This window comes from Nocardia sp. NPDC058633 (genome assembly GCF_042717045.1).
Taxonomy (GTDB): domain Bacteria; phylum Actinomycetota; class Actinomycetes; order Mycobacteriales; family Mycobacteriaceae; genus Nocardia.
The window spans coordinates 39277-59250 of the sequence record NZ_JBHXRA010000010.1; the positions used below are offsets into that span (position 1 = coordinate 39277).

Annotated in this window: 19 protein-coding genes and 1 tRNA gene; 8 read left to right on the forward strand and 12 right to left on the reverse strand. The window is 67.0% G+C overall.

All coding sequences use genetic code 11. From position 1 onward, the window contains the following. Positions 1–28 precede the first annotated feature (28 nt). A complete protein-coding gene (locus ACFWUR_RS14875; RefSeq protein WP_378906971.1) occupies positions 29–637 on the reverse strand; it encodes a TetR/AcrR family transcriptional regulator in 609 nt (202 codons plus the stop codon). 103 nt (positions 638–740) lie between these two features. Here ACFWUR_RS14875 and ACFWUR_RS14880 point away from each other — a divergent pair, with 103 nt between their 5' ends. Further along, a complete protein-coding gene (locus ACFWUR_RS14880) occupies positions 741–1715 on the forward strand; it encodes a hypothetical protein (protein WP_378906972.1) in 975 nt (324 codons plus the stop codon). Positions 1716–1959: 244 nt separating this feature from the next. Here the strand turns inward: ACFWUR_RS14880 and ACFWUR_RS14885 are convergent, their stop codons facing one another. From ACFWUR_RS14885 to ACFWUR_RS14920, 8 genes are all read right to left on the reverse strand, one after another. Then, complete coding sequence (locus ACFWUR_RS14885; protein WP_378906973.1) at positions 1960–2730, reverse strand: ESX secretion-associated protein EspG; 771 nt, start codon at positions 2728–2730, stop codon at positions 1960–1962. Then, positions 2717–4054: a hypothetical protein gene (locus ACFWUR_RS14890; RefSeq protein ID WP_378906975.1), complete on the reverse strand. Its 1338-nt coding sequence runs from the start codon at positions 4052–4054 to the stop codon at positions 2717–2719. Before ACFWUR_RS14890 ends, ACFWUR_RS14885 begins: the two co-directional genes overlap by 14 nt. Beyond that, positions 4051–4425 (reverse strand): hypothetical protein, encoded by a 375-nt coding sequence (locus ACFWUR_RS14895; protein ID WP_378906977.1) that lies wholly within the window; start codon positions 4423–4425, stop codon positions 4051–4053. Before ACFWUR_RS14895 ends, ACFWUR_RS14890 begins: the two co-directional genes overlap by 4 nt. A 469-nt stretch (positions 4426–4894) precedes the next feature. Then, the gene (locus ACFWUR_RS14900; RefSeq protein WP_378906979.1) at positions 4895–5407 is read right to left on the reverse strand and encodes a hypothetical protein; all 513 of its coding nucleotides are present in this window, start codon (positions 5405–5407) and stop codon (positions 4895–4897) included. Further along, positions 5404–7263 (reverse strand): alpha/beta hydrolase, encoded by a 1860-nt coding sequence (locus ACFWUR_RS14905; protein ID WP_378906981.1) that lies wholly within the window; start codon positions 7261–7263, stop codon positions 5404–5406. The genes ACFWUR_RS14900 and ACFWUR_RS14905 overlap by 4 nt, the downstream gene beginning before the upstream one ends. Continuing rightward, entirely contained in the window at positions 7263–7556 is a 294-nt protein-coding gene (locus ACFWUR_RS14910; RefSeq protein WP_378906983.1) for a hypothetical protein, read from the reverse strand. The genes ACFWUR_RS14905 and ACFWUR_RS14910 overlap by 1 nt, the downstream gene beginning before the upstream one ends. Before the next feature lie 107 nt (positions 7557–7663). After that, the gene (locus ACFWUR_RS14915) at positions 7664–8113 is read right to left on the reverse strand and encodes a Fur family transcriptional regulator (RefSeq protein WP_378906985.1); all 450 of its coding nucleotides are present in this window, start codon (positions 8111–8113) and stop codon (positions 7664–7666) included. Positions 8114–8117: 4 nt separating this feature from the next. Next, on the reverse strand, positions 8118–8468 hold the full coding sequence (locus tag ACFWUR_RS14920) for a helix-turn-helix transcriptional regulator (RefSeq protein WP_056821345.1): 351 nt from the start codon (positions 8466–8468) through the stop codon (positions 8118–8120). Between the two features lie 189 nt (positions 8469–8657). Between ACFWUR_RS14920 and ACFWUR_RS14925 the strand changes: the two genes are divergently transcribed. Further along, entirely contained in the window at positions 8658–10058 is a 1401-nt protein-coding gene (locus tag ACFWUR_RS14925) for a glycine--tRNA ligase (protein WP_174551939.1), read from the forward strand. A 205-nt stretch (positions 10059–10263) separates the two neighbouring features. Further along, positions 10264–11622: an acyltransferase gene (locus tag ACFWUR_RS14930; protein WP_378906987.1), complete on the forward strand. Its 1359-nt coding sequence runs from the start codon at positions 10264–10266 to the stop codon at positions 11620–11622. An 82-nt stretch (positions 11623–11704) separates the two neighbouring features. Here the strand turns inward: ACFWUR_RS14930 and ACFWUR_RS14935 are convergent, their stop codons facing one another. Beyond that, positions 11705–13690: a TPM domain-containing protein gene (locus ACFWUR_RS14935; protein ID WP_378906989.1), complete on the reverse strand. Its 1986-nt coding sequence runs from the start codon at positions 13688–13690 to the stop codon at positions 11705–11707. Positions 13691–13759: 69 nt separating this feature from the next. On the opposite strand from ACFWUR_RS14935, the gene ACFWUR_RS14940 reads away from it, so the two are divergent. From ACFWUR_RS14940 to dnaG, 4 genes are all read left to right on the forward strand, one after another. Next, positions 13760–14437, forward strand: a complete 678-nt coding sequence (locus ACFWUR_RS14940) for an MBL fold metallo-hydrolase (RefSeq protein WP_378906991.1) — start codon at positions 13760–13762, stop codon at positions 14435–14437. 254 nt (positions 14438–14691) lie between these two features. Next, positions 14692–15270, forward strand: coding sequence for a YdcF family protein (locus tag ACFWUR_RS14945; RefSeq protein ID WP_378907474.1), 579 nt, complete (start codon positions 14692–14694; stop codon positions 15268–15270). Between the two features lies 1 nt (position 15271). Beyond that, positions 15272–16525, forward strand: coding sequence for a deoxyguanosinetriphosphate triphosphohydrolase (locus tag ACFWUR_RS14950; RefSeq protein ID WP_378906993.1), 1254 nt, complete (start codon positions 15272–15274; stop codon positions 16523–16525). Between the two features lie 24 nt (positions 16526–16549). Then, on the forward strand, positions 16550–18475 hold the full coding sequence (gene dnaG / locus ACFWUR_RS14955) for a DNA primase (protein WP_378906995.1): 1926 nt from the start codon (positions 16550–16552) through the stop codon (positions 18473–18475). A 23-nt stretch (positions 18476–18498) separates the two neighbouring features. Here the strand turns inward: dnaG and ACFWUR_RS14960 are convergent, their stop codons facing one another. Then, positions 18499–18744 (reverse strand): hypothetical protein, encoded by a 246-nt coding sequence (locus tag ACFWUR_RS14960; RefSeq protein ID WP_378906997.1) that lies wholly within the window; start codon positions 18742–18744, stop codon positions 18499–18501. Positions 18745–18955: 211 nt separating this feature from the next. On the opposite strand from ACFWUR_RS14960, the gene ACFWUR_RS14965 reads away from it, so the two are divergent. Further along, positions 18956–19028: transfer RNA gene (locus ACFWUR_RS14965), tRNA-Asn, on the forward strand. A gap of 405 nt (positions 19029–19433) precedes the next feature. On the opposite strand, the gene ACFWUR_RS14970 is transcribed toward ACFWUR_RS14965, so the two are convergent. Beyond that, on the reverse strand, positions 19434–19724 hold the full coding sequence (locus ACFWUR_RS14970; RefSeq protein WP_378906999.1) for a hypothetical protein: 291 nt from the start codon (positions 19722–19724) through the stop codon (positions 19434–19436). Between the last annotated feature and the right edge of the window lie 250 nt (positions 19725–19974).

The window sequence follows — 19974 nt, forward strand, 5'->3', positions numbered from 1 at the left end:
TGGGCGCCGGTGGCAACAGTGGTCTTGCTCACCTGGGGTGGTGGGGCGGCCCCGGCAGCATGATCGCGAGACCGCGAGCGAAATCGTCCGGGTCGACGTCGCCGAGCAGCAGGTGTTGCAGGATGAACCCGGGGAGCAACCCGATGATCGTCTTGGCGATCACGTCGGAATCGGTCCCGGGGGGCAGCCAACCGGTTTCGCACAACCGGTCCGCGTACTCGAACCACAGCTCACGCATCGCCGCGATGGCTGTGCGCACCGGGACGGCCGCCTCGGGCGAGACCAGGGCCAACGCCCACGCCTGCGGGGTGAGGCGCAGTGGCCCATCGGGTCCGCTCCGCTTGACGATCTCGGTGGTCAGCAGCCGGATGACTTCGGCCGGGGGCGGCAGGTTCTCGCTGCGAATGATCTCGGCGAGTCGCTCGCGCAACGGCCCCATCGTGCGATTCACGAGCGCGCCGATGATCTCGTTCTTACTGGTGAAGTACCGATATACCGCACCCGCCGACATCCCTGACTCGGCGAACACATCCTGCATCGAGGTCTCGTGGAAGCCCTTCCGGGCGAAGCACAGCTGCGCGGCGTCGAGGATCTGCTGTCTGCGGCGTTCCAGGTGTTCTTCGCTGACTCGGGGCATGGGTTCAAAGTAAAACGAATATCCGTTCTTGACAAGCGAGGCGGGGTGGTGTCACGGTAGAAATACCAAAAAGAACGAACATTCGCTTTAAGGGAGAAATCGCATGACGATCACCCGCCGAGCAGTAGCTCTCGGCCTCGCGGCCACCGCGATCCAGGCCCTGATGCTGATCGCCTTCGCCTGGCCCGCCGTCAACGTCGGCCCGCGCGATCTGCCGATCGCCGTCGCGGGCCCTGCCTCCGCGCAGATCGCTGAGCAACTGCGGCAACGCGATCCCGAGGCCTTCGCGATCACCACCGTCGCCGGTGTCGAGCAGGCGCGAAACGCGATGGCCGACAACGAGATCTACGGCGCCATCGTCACCGGCAACGGCGCACCGCAGGTCTTGGTCGCCTCTGCCGCCTCACCTGCCGTCGCCCAGCAGCTCACCGCCGTCGCGCAACAGCTCAGTGGAATTCCCGCCGCTCCCGTTCAGGACGTGATCGCTATCGATCCCGACGACCAGCGTGGCGCCGGCTTCGGCTCGATGGTCCTGCCCCTTGTCATGTCCGGCCTGGCCGCGGGGGTCCTGCTCACCCTGCTGATCCCTGCCTTGGGCGCCCGCTTCGCCGGTCTGGCCGCGTTCGGCATCGCGGGTGGGCTCCTGAGCACCCTGATCTTCCACACCTGGCTGTCGATCCTGCCCGGCTCCTACCTCGAACTGGCCGCCATCGCAGGCCTGGCCTCTTTCTCCGTCGCCGCCGTCATCGTCGGCCTGGCCGCTGCCGTCGGCCGCCCCGGCATCGGCATCGGCGCCCTCACCATGCTCCTGATCGGCAACCCGTTCTCCGCGGCCACCTCGGCCCCCGAGCTCCTGCCCCAGCCCTGGGGCGCCATCGGCCAGGTGCTCCCTCCGGGCGCGGCCGCTTCTCTCCTGCGCTCGGTCGCCTACTTCGACGGCGCGGGAGCCATCACCCCGCTGCTGGTCCTACTCGCCTGGGCGGCAGGCGGTGTAGCTCTCCTCGGCCTCGGTGCCGTGCGCTCTCGCCAGACGAGCACCCCTGTCACAGCTCCCGAACCGGTGACAGTGCCCGCCTGACTTCTCTCGTCGAGTGCTCCGCGCGGAACGGGCTCGTGCGGAGCATTTCTGTCTCTGATGTCGAACGCCAACCCCTCCGACAGAGGCCTACCAACGGCTCGGGTCGGTGGTTTTCGCCAGCTCGTGGAAGTGCATCCGCTCGAGGCAGAGCCGCACAGGACTCCCCGATGTAGCGGTAGCACTGTCTCTTCGTCGCGGAATCTGCAGCGAACAGGCAGGCACTCGCTGCACCAGCGCCGCCCGACTAGCCGGTGCGGTAGTCGTCGGTGCCGAATTCCTGGTGGTAGCGCTGGGCTCGGGTGAGCATGCGGTGGATGCCGGCGATCATGCGATCGGTGGGGAGGGGTTCGGCGACGACGGGGTCGCCGGTTTTCACGTAGTAGCGGCCGTCGGGGTAGTCCATCCACCAGAAGGTGCGGGCGGGGGTGGGCCGGGAGTCCAGGGCGGGGCCGGAGAGGGCCGAGACTTCACCGAACGCTCGGCGGGGGCGGCGGAAGATGCGGTTGAGTTGCTCGGCGGAGCTGAGGCGGCCTGCTCGGTATTCGAAGTGGTCTTCTTCGGCGGCCAGTTGGTCTCGGCGGACCTCGACCGGAGGTTTACTGCCCGGTTTCGTGCGGGGGAGGGCAGCGACAGTGAGGGCGGCGACCTGGGTGGCGGTGCAATAGGTGAGGGTGACGTCGGCGCCGGTGTCCTCCGCGGTGCCGGGCGCCTGTTGCAGAGTGGCGCCGACTGCGCCGCGGACCGCGCCGTGGAAGCGAATGATGTTCGCACTGTCCTGGCCCACATAGCCTTTGGATTCGACTCTGGCTTCGGGATCGAGCAGGACGGACAGGGCGCGCTCTACCGCGGGGTCGTATTTGCGCAGCAGTGCCTCCACGGCCGCTTCTCGGTGTTGCTTCAGTTCGTCGAATTCGGCTATGTCGGTGCGGTATTGGAGGGGGTAGGGGAGGCGGTCGCGGCCGTAGCCGGACCACAGGATCTCGAACTCGATTCCGGTGAACTCAGTTCGGTGCACTGTCGTTGTCTCCGCCGATCACGGGGGGTACGGTCCTGATCTCGTTCGTGCCGAGTAAGAGCTCACCGTTTTCCTGGGTGGTCAGGTAGTCGGGGACGTCTCTGGTTCGTTCCTGGTCGGAGTTGCCGCGGGCGGCGCCGGGGACGCCCATGCCCGCCGCGCCGCCGGCGCCGGACGTTGCGCCCGATCGGGTTGCGGCCGCTGTGGCGGCGGGGGACTGGCCCCCCGGCACGGCTTTGCCGGAGGCCGCGCTCGTCGGGGCTCCGCCGCTGCCGCGAGGAGAGCCGCTCCCACCCTGGCCGCTGCCGCCGACTGCGCCGCCGCTGCCGGGACTGCTGGTGCCCGGAGTCGTCACGCTAGGACTTCCGGTGCCCGGGGTCGCCGCACCGAGACTGCCGGCGCTCGGAATCGCCATGGCGGGACCGGTCGATGTAGTGGCGGTAGGTGTCGTAGTGGATTGCGTTGTGGTGGTTGTTGTTCGGAGTGTAGTTGTACCGGCCTCAGTCGAAGACGGTGTGGTGGAGGACTGTTCGGTGCCGGAATCCTCGGACACCGCTGATGCACCGGACGTTCCCGCTGCGGGGTCTTCGGTTTCGGTGCCGTTGGTGGTCGAACCAGCTTGGGTATCAACCACGTTCGTGTCGGCATCGCTGCCAGGACCGACGGCGATGGTCGGTGCTGCCGGCAGGAAGGGGACACCGTTGTCGGTCTGACCGGCGACCTGGCTGTACACCGAACGCAGAATCCGCCTGCCCTCCTGGGTGGCTTCGTCGCGATTGTGGTCGTCGACCTTCATCACGCCGTCGGCGGGCAGCGACTTGCCGGCGACATCGGTGCGCTCGGTGAGACCGGGCATCAACGCTTGGGTCTGCTCGATTCCGGTACGCATCTCGGTCAGTGCAAGGCTGATCGCCGTCGCCGCTCGAGAGAGCGGAATCGATTGCTGTGCATAGTTGTTCACGGCGGCGACCGCGGCGGAAGCCGCCGCGCCTGTCCACCCACTGTGGCCGTCGGCGCCGGTGACGGTACGCGCGAACTGCTGGTTGAACCCGGTGAACGTGCCCATCAGCGCATCGCCGATATTCGCCCACGCGGTGACCGCGTCATCGACGAGTCGCGGTTTCATCGCCGCCACCGCTGCCCGCATCTGCTCGAGCGTCATGCTGTCGTAGTTGTCAGGGGTGGTGATGTGCGGTGGTTGCATGTCGCCGCCGAAGGTCGTGGCGTAGTTGCCCGCGGTCTGCCGGTTGTAGATCTCGGCCCGTTCGGTGCTCCACTGCTCCTGTGCGGCGATCACCTTGCTCTTGTAGTCCTCGTAGGTCACAGGTGTTCTCCTGTCGCGGAGATCTCGGCACCGGTCGCTTGGTCCTGGGCGACGAAGTTCGCGATCGCTTTGGCGACCACCTCTTTCGCTGTCTGGACGGCCTCGATGTGCTTCTCGATGACCTCGTCCAGCGGGCGTTCTCCTCCTGACGCGGTCAGCGAGAATTTCCGCTCCAGCGTCCTACTCGAGTCGAACGAACCGAAGCCGGAGATATTGCGGACCTGGTCGACCTGGGCGTAGACCTCTTCCAGTCGATCCAGGTGGTCGTCACATACCCGGTCCAGGTCCTTGCCGATTTCGGGATCGAGCGAGAGCTGGCCGGCTTCGGCCTGAACCAACAGTCGGCTCCACTCGCCGGGGTCGATGCTCACAAGCACGGGTCACCCACTAGCTCTCGGGAAGGTATCGAGCGAAGCTGTCGGTGAGCCCGCGCACCTGCGGGCACGGCGCGGGAGGCGAAGATGCGCTGACGCGGTTCAGGAGTCTGAACAGGACAGACCCGTTCGGGACCTCCACGGCGACAGTACAACCCAGCTCATCTGTGGATCCGGTCGTCCGCAGTTGGAGCGCGTTGCGCGAGCTCACGGTCGTCTCGGCATCCACCGGGGTAGGACTCGCCGCCACACTCACCGCACTCGTCGTCTGCGGAGCGGCTGTCCCTTGCCCGTCGTCCCCACACCCCGCGACAGCCGATCCCACCGCCACGACGAGACCGACCACCCTCGCCGCTCGACCTCGAACTGCCACGTCTTCGTCCCTCCCACAGAACTGGTCCTCGTTCATGGTGTCGCCGCTCCCGAGAGCGTAGTCACCCGGGGTGGGCATCGCGACAGGTCCGTTCTACTGCGCCGCGCAAGGTGCCGACGCTGCCATCACGAACCGCACCTGGTCGGTCGGCCCCACATCGGTGAGTCGCGACGACGCGACGGAGTATCCGCTCGCGTCGGTGTAATGCCGGTTCGCCGGGTCGTTGTCCGGTCGCCTGTTCGGGGTGCGGGTGAATCCCCGGGCAGTCATCGCCTCGAGATTGGCCAGCGCGCGGTCGATGAACTCGGGAGTGGGGTCGAGCTCCTCCAACTCGTAGCGGGGCCGCCAAGGCGGGCCCTCGGAACGCAGCGAGTCGGGGTCGGTTCGGCAGCCGGAACCCATGGTCACGTCGCTGAGTTCGACCGTCACCGGTTCCGGCCAGATGAGTCCGAAATTGTGCGCGACAATCGGACTCGCCTCGGCGACCGTCAGCCCCGTTGTGTCCTTGATCCGCTGGTTGGTCGGGCCTTCGTGGATGAGACCACCGCACCCCGTGACGCCCGCGGTGATCATCAGGATGCAGGCCGTGATCATCGCCTTCTTCATGTGATGTCGATCGTTCGGCCGGGATCGGGGTTGTCGGTGATGCGGGGATCGGCGTACGGGTCGAGGTCGGGGTTGCCTAGGGCTGCTGCGAGGCGAGCCGCGGCAGCCGCCTTCGCCGCGTCGAACCCTTCCTTGCCTCCGTTGCCGTTGTCGCCCACACCGACGTCGACGTACTGTGTTTCGATTCCTCGTTCGACGTATGCCGTCGCGGTCGATCCCTCGATGACGCCGACGATGTTCTGAAACGCCGTCGATCTCGGGTCGTCCCAGTACTTTCCGTGCCCGTCGGTGCCGAAGACGACCTCGGTGGGATGGTGTGTGGAGGTGTCGCTGTAGAAGCCGGTGTCGAGCCGCGTCACGCCGGGTACCTCGTCGGGGTCACCGCCCAATTCGTCGGACGCGTGGGGGTTTCCGGGAAGCGTGAAGGCGCCCGGGATGGTGAGGCCGGCTTCGGGGTACGACTGCACCACGCCGATCAGATCCCCTGGCGCCGTCATCGAAAACCGTTGCACGTTCGGGTTGGCGTTGTTCCACCCGGTGTCGAACACGCCGGTGCCCGCCGACGACGCGTGCAGGATGCGGTCGGCCCGCAGACCCAACTGCTCGGCCGAGCCGACGATCGAACCTCCGTAGGAATGTCCTACATAGGAGACCGGGGTGCCGGGAGCGGATGCCGCTACCTCCCGATCGATTTCGCGGCCGAAGTCGACGAGCCGAGGGGCCATGTCCGCGGCGAATCTCGGGCTCGGCGCACCGTCGGAAAGGCTGGTCAGGCTCTGTGGGAAGTCACCTTCCATGTACAGCAAGATCGGGCCGCCCGTCTGATCGGCGAGATTCCATGCGGCCACGTGATTCGACCCCGAACCGTTGAGATCGGTACCGGTGCCCGGCACGTACACGCCGACCCCCGGCACTCCCGCCTTCATCTCACCGAGCATCTCGATCATGCGACCGTTGCCCTCGGTGCTGAACATGACGAACTTGCGGTCGACCACGCCCAGGTACGCCGTCGCCTTGTCGCCGGTCGTCGCCGCGGTGGTGTCGGGAGTGCCCGCACCTTCGGGATTCGGGACCGGCGCCAGCATCGCTTCCAGTTGCTTCACCCGGGACTCGTCGCGGTTCGGCTTCGCCTTTTCCGACGTCAGCGCGTTGCGAACATTGATCTCGTTGGCGTCGATCCGCATGAGGAACGGCACCCCGTTCAGATTGCCCAGCTTCTCCGGCGCCGCGATTACCAGTTGGCGTTGCGCGTCGGGGCTCAACCCGGCCAGGAATTCCGCCCGCTCATCCGGCGACATCGCTGCCAACCGGATCGCCACAGCATCCGGATCCTGGACCGTCCCGTCGGCGAGAGCGATATCGGGTTGACCGTCACGCATCGCGCCGAGGTCGCCCACGGACTCGCGCAGACGCACGCCGAACAGATTGTCGAGACGTTCGATCTCGTCCAATCCACTGGCGAGGTTGAGCTGGAAAACCCCCGCGTCGCCTTCCTTCTCCGGATCGAGATGGGTCACCCGTCCGTCGGGGGCAACCGCGAAACCTTGCGCGACCGCGAGGTTCCTCTGTTCCAGCACATAGGTTTTGGAGTGTTTCAGGCCCAGATAGGCATCCTCGGCATCGTCGGCGACCCGCAGCAGCACGGTGCGCACCTCGTGCCCGTGATCGACTTCCTCATCGATGCGTCGCGAGGCCGCGTCCTTGGTGTGTCCGTGCCAGCTGCCTGCCGCCGAGACTGCGCGAGAGCAGTCGTCGACCGAGGTGGACAAGATGTCGGCATTGGTGCGGGCGGCTTCGGCGGTGCGGTGCAGCCCCTCGAGATTCCAGGTGTCGAGTTGAGGGATCGTCGGTCGCATCAGCGGGTCCCGAGCTTCCCGATTTCATCAGCGGTCTCGACATCCTTGGCCTGGATGTCGGCGGAGAACCTGTCGACGAGGTCGGCCAGCGTGGTGTACCGGGTTGCGATCGAGTCCATCGCCTGCGATGCCGGGCCGGACAGCCTCCGCACGGCGGCGAGCACATCGCTGCCGTCACCGGTCGCTTCGCTCGAAGCCGTCCAGCTCAGCGCGCCGACCTCGCCGGCCTCCCGACGCCAGCTCGCCGCCATGGTCGTCAACTGATCGGGCTCGACGCCCAGGGTCCCACTCACGATGCCCCCTCCTTCGCAGTCGAGAGGACTGCGCGCCCGGGTGGGCCGGTCCCTTCGTGAAGGTTGGACGGGGCACACGAAGCGAAGGTTCCGTCATGTGATGTGAGTCACACTGTTGCGGGCTCGTCCTCGTCCGCGGCGGCGCGGCTGCGCACGCAGTCGCGGCAGGTGCCGAAGATCTCGAGGGTGTGACTCACCTCGGTGAAGCCGTGGTCGGCGGCGATCGCCTCGGCCCACGCCTCGACGGTGGGGCCCTCGACCTCGACGGTGCGTCCGCACCGGCGGCAGACCAGGTGGTGATGGTGGCCGCTCGAGCACTGGCGATAGACGGATTCGCCGGTGTCGGTGCGCAGCACGTCGACCATGCTCGCGTCGGCAAGGGATTGCAGGGTGCGATATACGGTGGTCAAGCCGATGTTCTCGCCGCGTCTACGGAGTTCGTCGTGCAATTCCTGGGCCGAACGAAACTCGTCGATATTGCTGAGCAGTGCCGAGATGGCACTGCGCTGACGGGTGCTGCGGACCCCGACCTGCTTGGTGGAGATGTTGTCTGCCAACGGTTCAGCCTTCCTCGGCATGGGCGACGGCATCGACGACGATATGCGCCAGATGATCGTCGACGAGTTCGTAGAGCACCTCGCGGCCCGAGCGTTCGCCGTGGACGACGCCCGCCGATTTGAGAATGCGCAGATGCTGGCTGACCAGCGGCTGGGTCACGCCGAGCGTGTCGACCAGCTCGTGCACGCAGCGCGGCGACTCACGCAGTTGCAGCACGATGGCGATGCGTACGGGCGCCGCCAGGGCCCGCAGCAGCTCGCCCGCGTCCTCGAGTACCGTGCGCGACGGCACAGCAGCGGGGGCAGGGGAGTGGTACGGGTTGTGCGGGTGCGCGGGCGCAGCCTCGGTGGTCATGAACCAACTCCTTAATGGAAACAGATTCCATTTTGATATGCACGGTTGCGCATGTCAAATGACGCGCCGCGCGGACACCTCGGCTGCTGCAAACCCACTGGACGCGTCCCGATACGCTGGACCCACTCACGTACGGTAGGCCGCATCGAACATCGGTACGGCATGCCGAACAATTCCGACTCGCAGTGGATGGAGAAATCTCGCGTGGCACCCAAGTCGAAGGTGGACACCGTTGCCAACCTCGCCAAGCGCCGGGGTCTGGTCTACCCCTGCGGTGAGATCTACGGAGGCACCAAGTCGGCGTGGGACTACGGTCCGCTCGGCGTGGAACTGAAGGACAACATCAAGCGGCAGTGGTGGCGGACCATGGTCACCAGCCGCGACGATGTCGTCGGCCTCGACTCTTCGGTGATCCTGCCGCGCCAGGTCTGGGAAGCCTCGGGCCACGTGGCCACCTTCTCCGATCCGCTGGTCGAGTCGCTGCACACGCACAAGCGTTACCGCGCCGACCATCTCATCGAGGCCTACGAGGCCAAGCACGGCCACCCGCCCGCCAACGGCCTGGCCGACATCAACGATCCCGACACCGGCCAGCCCGGCAAGTGGACCGAGCCGCGCAACTTCTCCGGCCTGCTCAAGACCTTCCTCGGCCCGGTGGACGACGAAGAGGGCATGCACTACCTGCGTCCCGAGACCGCGCAGGGCATCTTCGTCAACTTCAAGAACGTCCAGGAGACCGCGCGTAAGAAGCCGCCGTTCGGCATCGCCCAGATCGGCAAGAGCTTCCGCAACGAGATCACCCCGGGCAACTTCATCTTCCGCACCCGAGAGTTCGAGCAGATGGAGATGGAGTTCTTCGTCAAGCCCGGCGAGGATGTCGAGTGGCACAAGTACTGGATCGAGACCCGGCTGGCCTGGTACACCGACCTCGGCATCGACCCGGAGAACCTGCGCCTGTTCGAGCACCCGAAGGAAAAGCTGTCGCACTACTCGGCGGGCACCACCGACATCGAGTACCGCTTCCGCTTCCAGGGCAGCGAATGGGGCGAGCTCGAGGGCATCGCCAACCGCACCGACTACGACCTCAAGACGCACTCGGAGCATTCCAACGTCGACCTGAGCTACCGCGACCAGGCCTCCGGTGACCGCTACACGCCTTATGTCATCGAGCCCGCGGCCGGCCTGACGCGGTCGCTGATGGCGTTTTTGGTCGATGCCTACACCGTCGACCAGGTGCCGACCGCGAAGGGCACGACCGAAGAGCGCATCAGCCTGCGCCTGGATCCGCGCCTCGCGCCGGTCAAGGCCGCGGTGCTGCCGCTCTCGCGCAACGCCGACCTGACCCCCAAGGCCAAGGATCTCGCCGCCCAGTTGCGCCGCAACTGGAACGTCGACTTCGACGACGCGGGTGCCATCGGCCGCCGCTACCGTCGTCAGGACGAGATCGGCACGCCGTTCTGCATCACGGTCGACTTCGACACCATCGACGACCAGGCGGTGACGATCCGCGAGCGCGACTCGATGGCCCAAGAGCGCATCGCCCTCGACAAGGTCGAGTCCTACCTGGCAGCACGCCTGATCGGCGCCTGACTCCCACCCGCAAGAGCCCGTGCCGAAACCATCCGGCACGGGCTCTTCCGCGTCGGCGGTTGGTCGATTGATCACCAGGCCTTCAGGGAGGCATCGCCCGAGAAGGAAAATCCCTGAGGGCCTGATGATCTTGATCGAGCTGCGTTGATCACACTGTGTAGCCGACGGTTTGCGTTGGGTGGGCGCTTGCCTCACGATCTTCGTTGTGCTGTGGGAATTGGAAGATGTGGTGCGGGTGCTCGATCCGTCGGAGCAGCGATTCGTGCGGCACGCGACGTTCACCGGGCGGTCGGTGACGGTGCTCGGGGAGCTCGACGCGGCGGCGCTCGGCGCAGCCTTCGCGGCGTTGCAGCGGGCGTATCCGATTCTGGTGTGCCGGATCGTCGAGGACGCCGACGAGAACGGAATCCTGTTGCGCCCCGGGGATATCGAAGCCGTCGGCGCGTGGGTGAGTTTCGGTGATCCCGACGAGGTTCGGGTTCCGGCTGAATCGGTGGACCCTGAGGCTCAGTTGGCCTACCTGGATGTGGTTCTGGCCGAGGAGGATCGGGCCCGGGTCACGTTGTTCGTGCATCACAGCGTGGCCGATGCGGGGCATTGCGTCGAACTGTTCGCCCGGTTGTGGGGCTACTACACCGACTATGTGGAGACCGGGAAGACCGAGGTGGGGATACCGGCCGCTGTGGTGATCGGGATCGACGCGGTCCACGCGGACATGAACTCCGTCGTCGCGGAGTCGGCGACCGGGGCTGATGCGGCCAGGAAGTATCCGGTGTCGCTCGAGGCTCTGCTCGCACAGCGGGGGGTTCGGCGTGGGAGACGGTCGGGGCTCGAGACCTTGACGCGTCCACTCGCCAGCGCGGACGCGGTGAGCTGGGTCGAGCGGTCGGAAGCGGCACCGGCCGCGCTGGTTCGGCCGGAGCGGATTCGGCTCGACACCGTCGCGACCGCGCGAGTGCTCGAGATGGCGCGCGCCCATGCGGTGAGCGTCAACGGGTTGGTCACCGCCGCGGCGTTGCGGGCCTATGCACATCTCTCCGGCGCGGACAGTGTCTCGTGCGTGTACCCGGTCGACCTGCGCAGGCGCCTCGACCCGCCGGTCGAGGCGGACGCGGGCACGAACCTGTCCGGTCTGGCCGCGTTCAGCGCGGACGCCGTCGACACCGAGGATCTCATCGTTCTCGCCCGGCGAATCGGCACCAGCCTGCACGACGACCTGGCCGAGGGCGTGATCGAACAGTCCGTTCTGCACTTCCCCGACTTCTTCGGACCCCGCCGAATCCACTCCACCGCGGGCCACATCGCCCTCACCAACACCGGTACGGTGCCCCCGTTCCGCGCCCCCGTCGGCCTGATCCTCGACGACTACGAGATCGTCTACCTCTCCGCGCACCCCCGCCCGTCGACGGGGGCGTCGGCCGCCGTCACTTTCCTCGTCTACACCTATCTCGGCAGGCTGGCCATCGGCCGCCTGGGCGGCGGCACGCTCGCCGCCGAACTACTGGATGCCGTGGCAGCGGAGCTGTCCTGGTCGCCCGCCGATCTGGCAGCCGCGACCGCGTGATTGCTGCGGACGCGAACAGCCCGCGCATGACCGGATGTGCCGAAGCCCGGAAGTGGGCGCCGGCACTTTCCGGCGGCTTGGGTCAGAATCTGCCGCCCCGGCTGACTCGGCGCGACCCCGACGAGCCGCCGAACGAGCCGGGTCGGTACCCGCCGCCACCGCCGCCGTAACCACCGCGCCGCGAACCGCCGCCCATCGCTCCGCGCAGAAGCTCGTTCACCAGAATTCCGCCCAGCACCGCGCCGGTCTGCGAGCCGCCGCCCGACATCGGTTGGCGTGTCTCCCATGCCCGCACGCTGGCCTGTGCCTGCTGCATCGCCCGGCCGCCGAGGTCCGCGGCCGTCTGCGCGCTGGCGAGTGCGCGTTCGAGGTCGCTGCCCGCGAGTGCGCGTGCTTCGTCGAGATGGCGTTGTGCCTCCGAGAGCCGGGTGCGTGCCTGGGCATCGACCCCGCCGCGCCGGGTGGTGATGAACGACGAGGCCGCGTCGATCCGCGCGGCCGCATCGGTGAGAGTGCGGTCGAGTCTGCGTCGCAGATCTTCCACGGCCAGTTTGCGATCCGAGGCTGCCGCGATCGCCCGGTCCAGTGCGGCGTCCGCGGCGACCGCCTGGTGGAAGGAGCCGAGCGGATCGCCGTCTGCGTTCGAGGTTTTCAGGGCCGCGGTGGCCGAAGAGACCGCGGCAGCCAAGTCGGCGCCGCCGAAATCGGTCAGGTTCTCGGCCGAACTCAGGTCGGCGCGCAGTTCGTCGAGGGCGGCGGGCAGCCCATCGCGTGCCTGCTGGATGTTCGTCGCCGCCTGGTCGACGGCATCGAGCAAGGTCCTGGCCTGCCCGATCGCGCCCTCGGCCGCGCGGATCGCCGCGACCGCACCGCCCTGCTTCCCGACGGGCTGGGTGAGTGCGGTGCGGGCATTGTCGATATTGGTCTCGGCGAAGGCGATGCGTTCCTGAGCCATCCGCACGTTGTCGTGGATCGGGGCGATGACCGAGGACGGATAGGTCGAATCGAGCCGGGCGAGTTCGGCTTCGGAGCCCGGCATGCGCGCGGTCAGCGCGATGACGTCGCGGGTGAGGGCATCCAGCCGGGCGGGTGCGTCGATGAGCAGATCGCGCATGGCGTCGAAATCGGCGACCTGCTCATCGAGCTCTCGATCGGCCTTGCCCGCGGTGGCGATCAGTTCGATGAGCATGGCGCGCTGCTGATCCGGTGTCTCCGGGATCGCGTCGTCGAGTTGCTGACGGATGGTGAACGCCTTGGTCGTGGCGGTGCGGGCGGCATCGAGTGCGGCGCGGAACGGGGTCACCGCGGTGTCGCCGAATTCGCTGGTGGCCAAGGTCAATTCCTCGGCGCTGGTGCGCACGGCGTCGTCGATCTCGACCAGTCGCTCGCGCGAGAGCGCGTGCAGGGTCGGCAGGGACAGTTTCGCCAGGGCCGCAGAGTCGGTGGGGTCCATACCGCGCGCGGTCGCCAGCTCGGCGCGATCCCTGTCGCCGCGACGCTTGCGCGAGAACAGCACCAGGCCGCCTGCCACCAGGATCACTGCCAGCGCGATCAGAATGAGCACGCCCCACGGCACGCTCGTGCCCTTCATCGCCGAACCGATCCCCTCGGCCGTGTCGACTGCGGCCTGCGCCCATTTCTGGTCCCGCAGATCGGGTTCCACCGAACCAGCGAGCACCGAGTCCAGTTCGGCGTCGCTCACGCCCTCGGGCAGGGTGCCGTCGAGCCAATATCCGCGATCGTCGACGGCCACCGCCAGCAGTAGGTCGCGATCGCTGAAGCCGGAGAGGTCGACGGTGCGGGCGGCCCAGTCCTGTGCCGTCATCGAGCCGAAGGTCCGTACGTAGATCACCCACAGCTTCACCTGGTGATCGCGGTAGAGAGCATCGACGGCGTCGAGCACTCGTCCTTCGTCGCCGGTGCTGAGCACGTTCGCGGTATCGACCACCTGTGGGCCCATCCGCGAGGGCGGTTCGGCGACAGCACTCGGCGCGCACAACAGACTCAACGCGGCGAACACCGCGCAGAGCACGGAAACCGATCGTGGGGCCGAACTCGACAGCGGCATGGGTCGAATCTAACGGTCGACACCGACACCGGCACGACAGCGCGACGCGTGGCTTCTACGATCGGGTGCATGGTCACAGTCGATCGCCAGTACACCGGTCACGTCACCGCCGGCGAGGACGCCCAGCAACGCGACGTCCCCGGCGCCCGCATCGTGAAGATGTCGGTCGGCCCGATGGACAACAACACCTACCTGATCCAGAGCACCGCCACCGGCGCCGCCGTGCTGATCGACGCCGCCAACGACGCCGAGCGCATCATCGAGCTGACCGCGCTCGAGACCCCCGGCCAGGTCGTCCAGCTCGTCACGACCCACCGCCATCCCGACCACTGGCAGGCACTGACCGAGGTCACCAAGACCCTCGACGTTCCCACCGCCGCCCACACCCTCGACGCCGACCACCTCCCGCACCGCCCCGAGCGTCGGTTGGAAGACGGCGACACCATCGACATCGGCGATCTCGTCCTACAGGTCATCCACCTGCGCGGCCACACCCCCGGCTCGATAGCCCTCGCCCTCACCGACAACGCGGGCCACACCCACCTCTTCACAGGTGACTCACTTTTTCCGGGTGGAGTGGGGAAAACGCACAGTCGCGCCGACTTCGACACCCTCCTCACCGACGTCAGCACCAAACTCTTCGACCGCTACCCCGACGACACCGTCGTCTACCCCGGCCACGGCGACGACACCACGCTCGGCGCCGACCGCGCGAATCTGCCCGAATGGCGTGCGCGTGGTTGGTGAGGACCGGGTCGGCGTCAGAGCGGTTGATTCGCGGGTACGTCGCAGTTCTCGTCGGCACCGACCGGCAGTTCATCGGAACGGAATCCGGCGGTGACCGCTGACCACCCGGGGCCACGGACCGACCTGGCAGACTGACGAGGGTGAAATCGGGTTTCTCGCGAACGTCAGCGCCCGCCCCGGATGTCAGGCATCCGCGCGGGGTGGTGTCGACGGTCTCGGTGTGGTTCGTCCGGTTGATCGCCGGAGCGGTGTTGATGGGGTTGGTGCTGGTCGCCGGGACGGCGATCCGGGTCTGGCAGGTCGCGCGGATCGACGACTACACCCCCGCGAACGCGATCGTGGTGCTCGGCGCGGCCCAGTATTCGGGGACACCGTCGTCGGTTTTCGAGGCGCGGCTGTATCAGGCGTGGCGACTCTACGAAGCCGGTGTGGCACCCACGGTGATCACCGTCGGCGGCAAGCAGGAGGGCGACCTGTACACCGAAGCCGCCTCGGGCAAAAGGTATTTGGAAGACCAGGGCGTGCCCAGCGAGAACATCGTGGCCGTGGAAACAGGCTCGGACACCCTGCGCAGCATCGAGGCCGTCGCGACAGCGATGGGGGAGCGCGACATGTCATCGGCCGTACTCGTGAGCGATCCGTGGCATTCACTGCGAACCAGGACGATGGCTCGCGACGCAGGCCTGGAAGCGTGGACCGCACCCACCCGCACCGGGCCGGCCGTCTACACGAGGGAGTCGCAATTCCATGGCATCGCCCGCGAAACCGGCGCGCTGCTCTGGTATCAGCTCACTCATTTCTCGGCGGATTTCCCCTATGAGGCGGGACAGTGAGATGACAGGTACCTATACCCCGCACGACCAGGAACGCATGGTCCACGAACCGGGGAAGACCGCATGGCCCGGTGCCGCGGACAAGGGTCATCGCAGTGAGTTCTCCCGCGACCGTGCCCGCGTGCTGCACTCCGCCGCGTTGCGTCGCCTCGCCGACAAGACCCAGGTCATGGGTCCGCGCGAGGGCGACACCCCACGCACCCGCCTGACCCACTCCCTCGAGGTTGCCCAGATCGGGCGAAGTATCGCCGACGGTGTCGGAGCCGACCCCGACCTCGTCGACCTCGCAGGCCTGGCGCACGACATCGGCCACCCGCCCTACGGCCACAACGGTGAACGCGCCCTCGACGAATTCGCCGACGAATACGGCGGTTTCGAAGGCAACGCGCAGAATCTGCGGATCCTGACGCGGCTCGAACCCAAGGTCCTCGCCGCCGACGGGGAGAGCTTCGGGCTCAACCTGACTCGGGCCGCCCTGGACGCGACCCTCAAATACCCGTGGGGCAGAAGCGGTTCCGGTACCAAGTTCGGCGCCTACGACGACGATCTCGAACGCTTGGCGTGGGTGCGCAAAGACGCGCCCGACCGCAAGCAGAGCTTGGAATGCCAGATCATGGACTGGTCCGACGACGTCGCCTACTCGGTGCACGACGTGGAGGACGGCGTGATCGTCGGCCGCATCGACCTGCGCGCCCTCGCCGATCCGGCCGAACAGGCCGCCCTCGCCGAGCAGGGGCACGGCCAGCACCCCGACCAATCGATCGAAGCGCTTGCCGCCGCCGCCCAGCGGCTCTCCGAACTCGACATCGTGGCCGACGCCGCGGACTACGACGGCAGCTTCACCGCCTCGGTAGCTCTGAAACGGCTCACCAGCGAACTGGTCGGCCGCTTCGCCACCGCCGCGATCTCGGCCACCCACGAGCGCTACGGCGAAGGCCCGCTCAGCCGCTACGAGGCCGACCTCATCGTGCCGCCCATCGTGGCCGCCGAGGTCGCCGTGCTCAAGACCGTGGCGCTGCGCTACGTGCGCTCCGACCCCGGCCACCTCGCCCGCCAGCAGACCCAGCGCGACCGAGTCCAAGCCGTCGCCGATCGCCTGCTCACCACCGCGCCCGCCCACCTCGACGCTCAGCTGCTGCCCTGGTTCAACGCCGCCACCACCGAGGTCGCCCGAGTGCGCGTGGTGATCGACCAGATCGCCTCCTACACCGAGAGTCGCTTCGAACGCGTCGCCGCCTCGCTGGACTGCCGCTGAGCAGACCCGACTAGACTCGCCCCCGTGGCCGGACGAATCCCAGATCGCGATATCGCGGCGATCCGTGAACGTGTCCGGATCGAAGACGTAGTCGGTGAGTACGTGGCGCTCAAGCGCGCGGGCGCCGACTCGATCAAAGGTCTGTGCCCGTTCCACGACGAGAAGTCACCGTCGTTCCATGTGCGACCCAACCACGGGCTGTTCCACTGCTTCGGTTGCGGCGAGGGCGGCGACGTCTACAAGTTCCTGCAGCAGATGGAACACATCGGTTTCGTCGAGGCCGTCGAGCAGATGGCCGATCGCATCGGTTACCAGATCAACTACGAAGGTGGCGGCACCTCGGTGCAGCGCGACCGCGGCACCCGCTCGCGGCTGGTCGCCGCCAATGCCGCCGCGCAGGAGTTCTACGCGGCTTTGCTGCACGAACCCGAGGCCGAGACCGCACGCAAATATCTGACCGACCGCAACTTCGACAAGGCGTCCTGGCAGCAGTTCGGCTGCGGGTACGCCCCCGCGGGCTGGGACGGGTTGACCAAGCACCTGCAGCGCTTGGGTTTCGAGTTCAAGGAGCTCGAGGCGGCCGGACTGTCCAAGCAGGGCAAGCGCGGTCCGATCGACCGGTTCCATCGCCGTTTGCTGTGGCCGATCCGCAACCTCGGCGGCGAGGTGATCGGGTTCGGCGCGCGCAAGCTGTTCGACGACGACACCATGCCCGGCAAGTACGTGAACACGCCGGAAACGTTGCTGTACAAGAAGTCTCAGGTGCTGTTCGGCCTCGACCACGCCAAGCGTGACATCTCCAAGGGTCATCAGGCCGTGGTAGTCGAGGGCTACACCGACGTCATGGCCATGCACCTGGCCGGTGTGAAAACCGCAGTGGCCTCCTGTGGCACCGCTTTCGGTGAAGAGCACATGCAAGTGCTGCGCAGGCTGCTGATGGACGACAACTTCTGGCGCGGCGAGATCATCTACACCTTCGACGGTGACGCGGCCGGGCAGGCCGCGGCGTTGAAGGCTTTCAGCGGCGATCAGCGACTGGCCGGACAGACCTACATCGCTGTCGCCCCCGACGGTCAAGATCCGTGCGAGTTGCGTCAGCACTCCGGTGACAGCGCCGTGCGCGATCTGGTGGCACGGCGAACCCCGCTGTACGAGTTCGTGATTCGCGGCTTGCTCGCCGAGCACAATCTCGACGATGTCGAGGGTCGTGTCGAGGCGTTGCGTCGTACGGTGCCCGTGGTGGCGCAGATCAAGGACAACGCCACCCGCAAGGGGTACGCCACCAAGCTGGCCGGTTGGGTCGGCTGGGACGACATCCAGCTGGTCGTACGCCGGGTCGGTGAGGAAGCGAAGAAGAACCGGATGGGCGCCAACTCGACGCCCGCGCTGAAGTCGGGCGCCGCGGCGATTCCCGCGCCTCGCGTCGAGGAAAGTTCCTCGGTACGGCCTGCGCCGAACGATCCGGTCCTTTACGCCCAACGTCAATCCCTCAGCGCCGCACTGCAATACCCCGGCATCGCGGGCGTGGCCTTCGACGCCATCGACGCCGCCGCCTTCACCCACCCCGCCTACGTGGCCGTGCGCATCATGATCGCCCAAGCGGGTGGCACGGCAGCCGGACTCAGTGGTGCGGAGTGGGTCGCCGCCGTGGCCGACCACACCGACGACCTGATGATCCGCGCCCTGGTCTCCGAGCTGGCCAACGAGCAGCTCCCGGTGCGCACCCAGAACGACACTCCACGCTTCATCACCGGCATCCTCGCCCGCACCCAGGAAGCCTGGGTGGGCCGCCAGATCGCCGAGCTCAAATCGAAGCTGCAGCGCCTTTCGGCCAGCGAGGAGCCCGAGACCTACATGACGCTGTTCGGCGACCTGGTGGCGCTGGAGCAGTACCGCAAGAGCCTCGCAGCCCAGGCGATGGGCAACGAGGGCTACGCAGCCGGAGCCTGACCGCGCCCTGCGCTGAATTCAGCTCAGCGACGCAGCTGGTCGTGCGGGATCAACACCGTGGTGCGCTCGTCGATCGGCTCCATCGGCTCCAGCTTCGGCTGCGTACTCAACTTGTCCGACAGCTTCTGCCGACTCACCGACACCAGCTTGCGCGTCACCGGACTCGCGGTGACGGCCCGCGTCGCCGCACTGATCTGCTCGTAGCGCGCGCGCCCGGCCTTGGTTCCAAGCACGTACCCGGCCGCTACGCCGATGATCAACCGCAGCATCTCCTGGAGCTCCTCCCACGTCTGTGTGCGCGCTCCATCCTGCCCCAGCCGCCCCACCCCTGTCGATCCGGCCACCCCTCCGCGCCACATCGACATCCGCCGCATGTCCGCAGGTAGCGCCCCGATTTGGGTTCCCGCGACACGATGCGCTAAAGTTTCATCTCGGTCAGCCCGCCAAGGCAGACCGCCTGAGTGTAACCACTCAGGGCAATCCCCTATAGCTCAATTGGCAGAGCAGCCGACTGTTAATCGGCAGGTTTCTGGTTCGAGTCCAGATGGGGGAGCATTGTTTGTGCAGGTCAGCGCGGGTTCCCGCTAGCCTCATTCTCTCCGCATGACGCAATGGACGCAAATCGGGTTTCCCGGTCTGCGTCCTTGTTCGTTTCAGGGGCGGTGTCGCTCACGTCTCTTGGTTCGCATGACTCGCATACTGGCAGCCATGACCCATACCGAATATCTGCCAATCGAACCGCCCCGGCGAGTGTCTATGGACCGCGAAACGGTGACGTCGAGGAAGTAGTCCTAGTCGGTAAGTGGGTTACGCGTCCCGACCCGGGAGAGTTCGTCCGAGGCCACACCATCGTGGGATGGATGGTGTGCTTACCGAACGGCGAAGAGATCCCGCTCGCCGAACAGATGCGTAGGTGGGGGGAAACAACGCTCGGCGTGCCTCCTGGCCTATATGACGACTAATCGGCCATCGCCACGCTACAGCTCGTCAAGATCAACCAATGCGCGCCGAACGTCGCGCCGCTGGAGTAGCGCGTCACGGTCGGCGAGCAACTCGGCGCGGCGGACGGCACCTGCTCACGCTGCGCGGGTGGCGTCGGATAGTGCACCTGCCTCGTCGCCGACAACGTCGCCCGCAATGCGGACAGCGTGTCTACATAGACGCTCCAGCGTCCAGCCACGGCGGCGGCGATACCGAGCAGCACGAAGGCCACCAATGCCACGACACCGGCGACGACGATAAGTGGCATAGCGACAACAACGCTGGCACTGGCCGACGCGGTCCCTGTCGTACCGGTCTTCTGTTGCGACGTTGCTTACCACCGAACATGTTCCGTCACAGTCGATTTGCGGAACTGCCCAGGACTTCCGAGACTTCCGAACGAACGGCTCTACCTTCCGCCCTGGGCGGACACCGAGCCGCTCTCGCCTGGTCAGCCGCCGGGAGCGGCGCTCAGGCTGGTCAATCATGAACAACCGACTCGAGCCCTCGCAGGGATC

Excerpts from the sequence above, each read along its gene's own strand:
- ACFWUR_RS14925 (WP_174551939.1), top strand. The coding sequence starts at position 8,658 with ATGGAGAAATCTCGCGTGGCACCCAAGTCGAAGGTGGACACCGTTGCC.
- ACFWUR_RS14970 (WP_378906999.1), bottom strand. The coding sequence starts at position 19,724 with ATGCCACTTATCGTCGTCGCCGGTGTCGTGGCATTGGTGGCCTTCGTG.
- ACFWUR_RS14960 (WP_378906997.1), bottom strand. The coding sequence starts at position 18,744 with ATGCTGCGGTTGATCATCGGCGTAGCGGCCGGGTACGTGCTTGGAACC.
- ACFWUR_RS14900 (WP_378906979.1), bottom strand. The coding sequence starts at position 5,407 with ATGAAGAAGGCGATGATCACGGCCTGCATCCTGATGATCACCGCGGGC.
- ACFWUR_RS14905 (WP_378906981.1), bottom strand. The coding sequence starts at position 7,263 with ATGCGACCGACGATCCCTCAACTCGACACCTGGAATCTCGAGGGGCTG.
- ACFWUR_RS14935 (WP_378906989.1), bottom strand. The coding sequence starts at position 13,690 with ATGCCGCTGTCGAGTTCGGCCCCACGATCGGTTTCCGTGCTCTGCGCG.
- ACFWUR_RS14940 (WP_378906991.1), top strand. The coding sequence starts at position 13,760 with ATGGTCACAGTCGATCGCCAGTACACCGGTCACGTCACCGCCGGCGAG.
- ACFWUR_RS14945 (WP_378907474.1), top strand. The coding sequence starts at position 14,692 with ATGGGGTTGGTGCTGGTCGCCGGGACGGCGATCCGGGTCTGGCAGGTC.
- ACFWUR_RS14880 (WP_378906972.1), top strand. The coding sequence starts at position 741 with ATGACGATCACCCGCCGAGCAGTAGCTCTCGGCCTCGCGGCCACCGCG.
- ACFWUR_RS14920 (WP_056821345.1), bottom strand. The coding sequence starts at position 8,468 with ATGACCACCGAGGCTGCGCCCGCGCACCCGCACAACCCGTACCACTCC.
- ACFWUR_RS14950 (WP_378906993.1), top strand. The coding sequence starts at position 15,272 with ATGACAGGTACCTATACCCCGCACGACCAGGAACGCATGGTCCACGAA.
- ACFWUR_RS14875 (WP_378906971.1), bottom strand. The coding sequence starts at position 637 with ATGCCCCGAGTCAGCGAAGAACACCTGGAACGCCGCAGACAGCAGATC.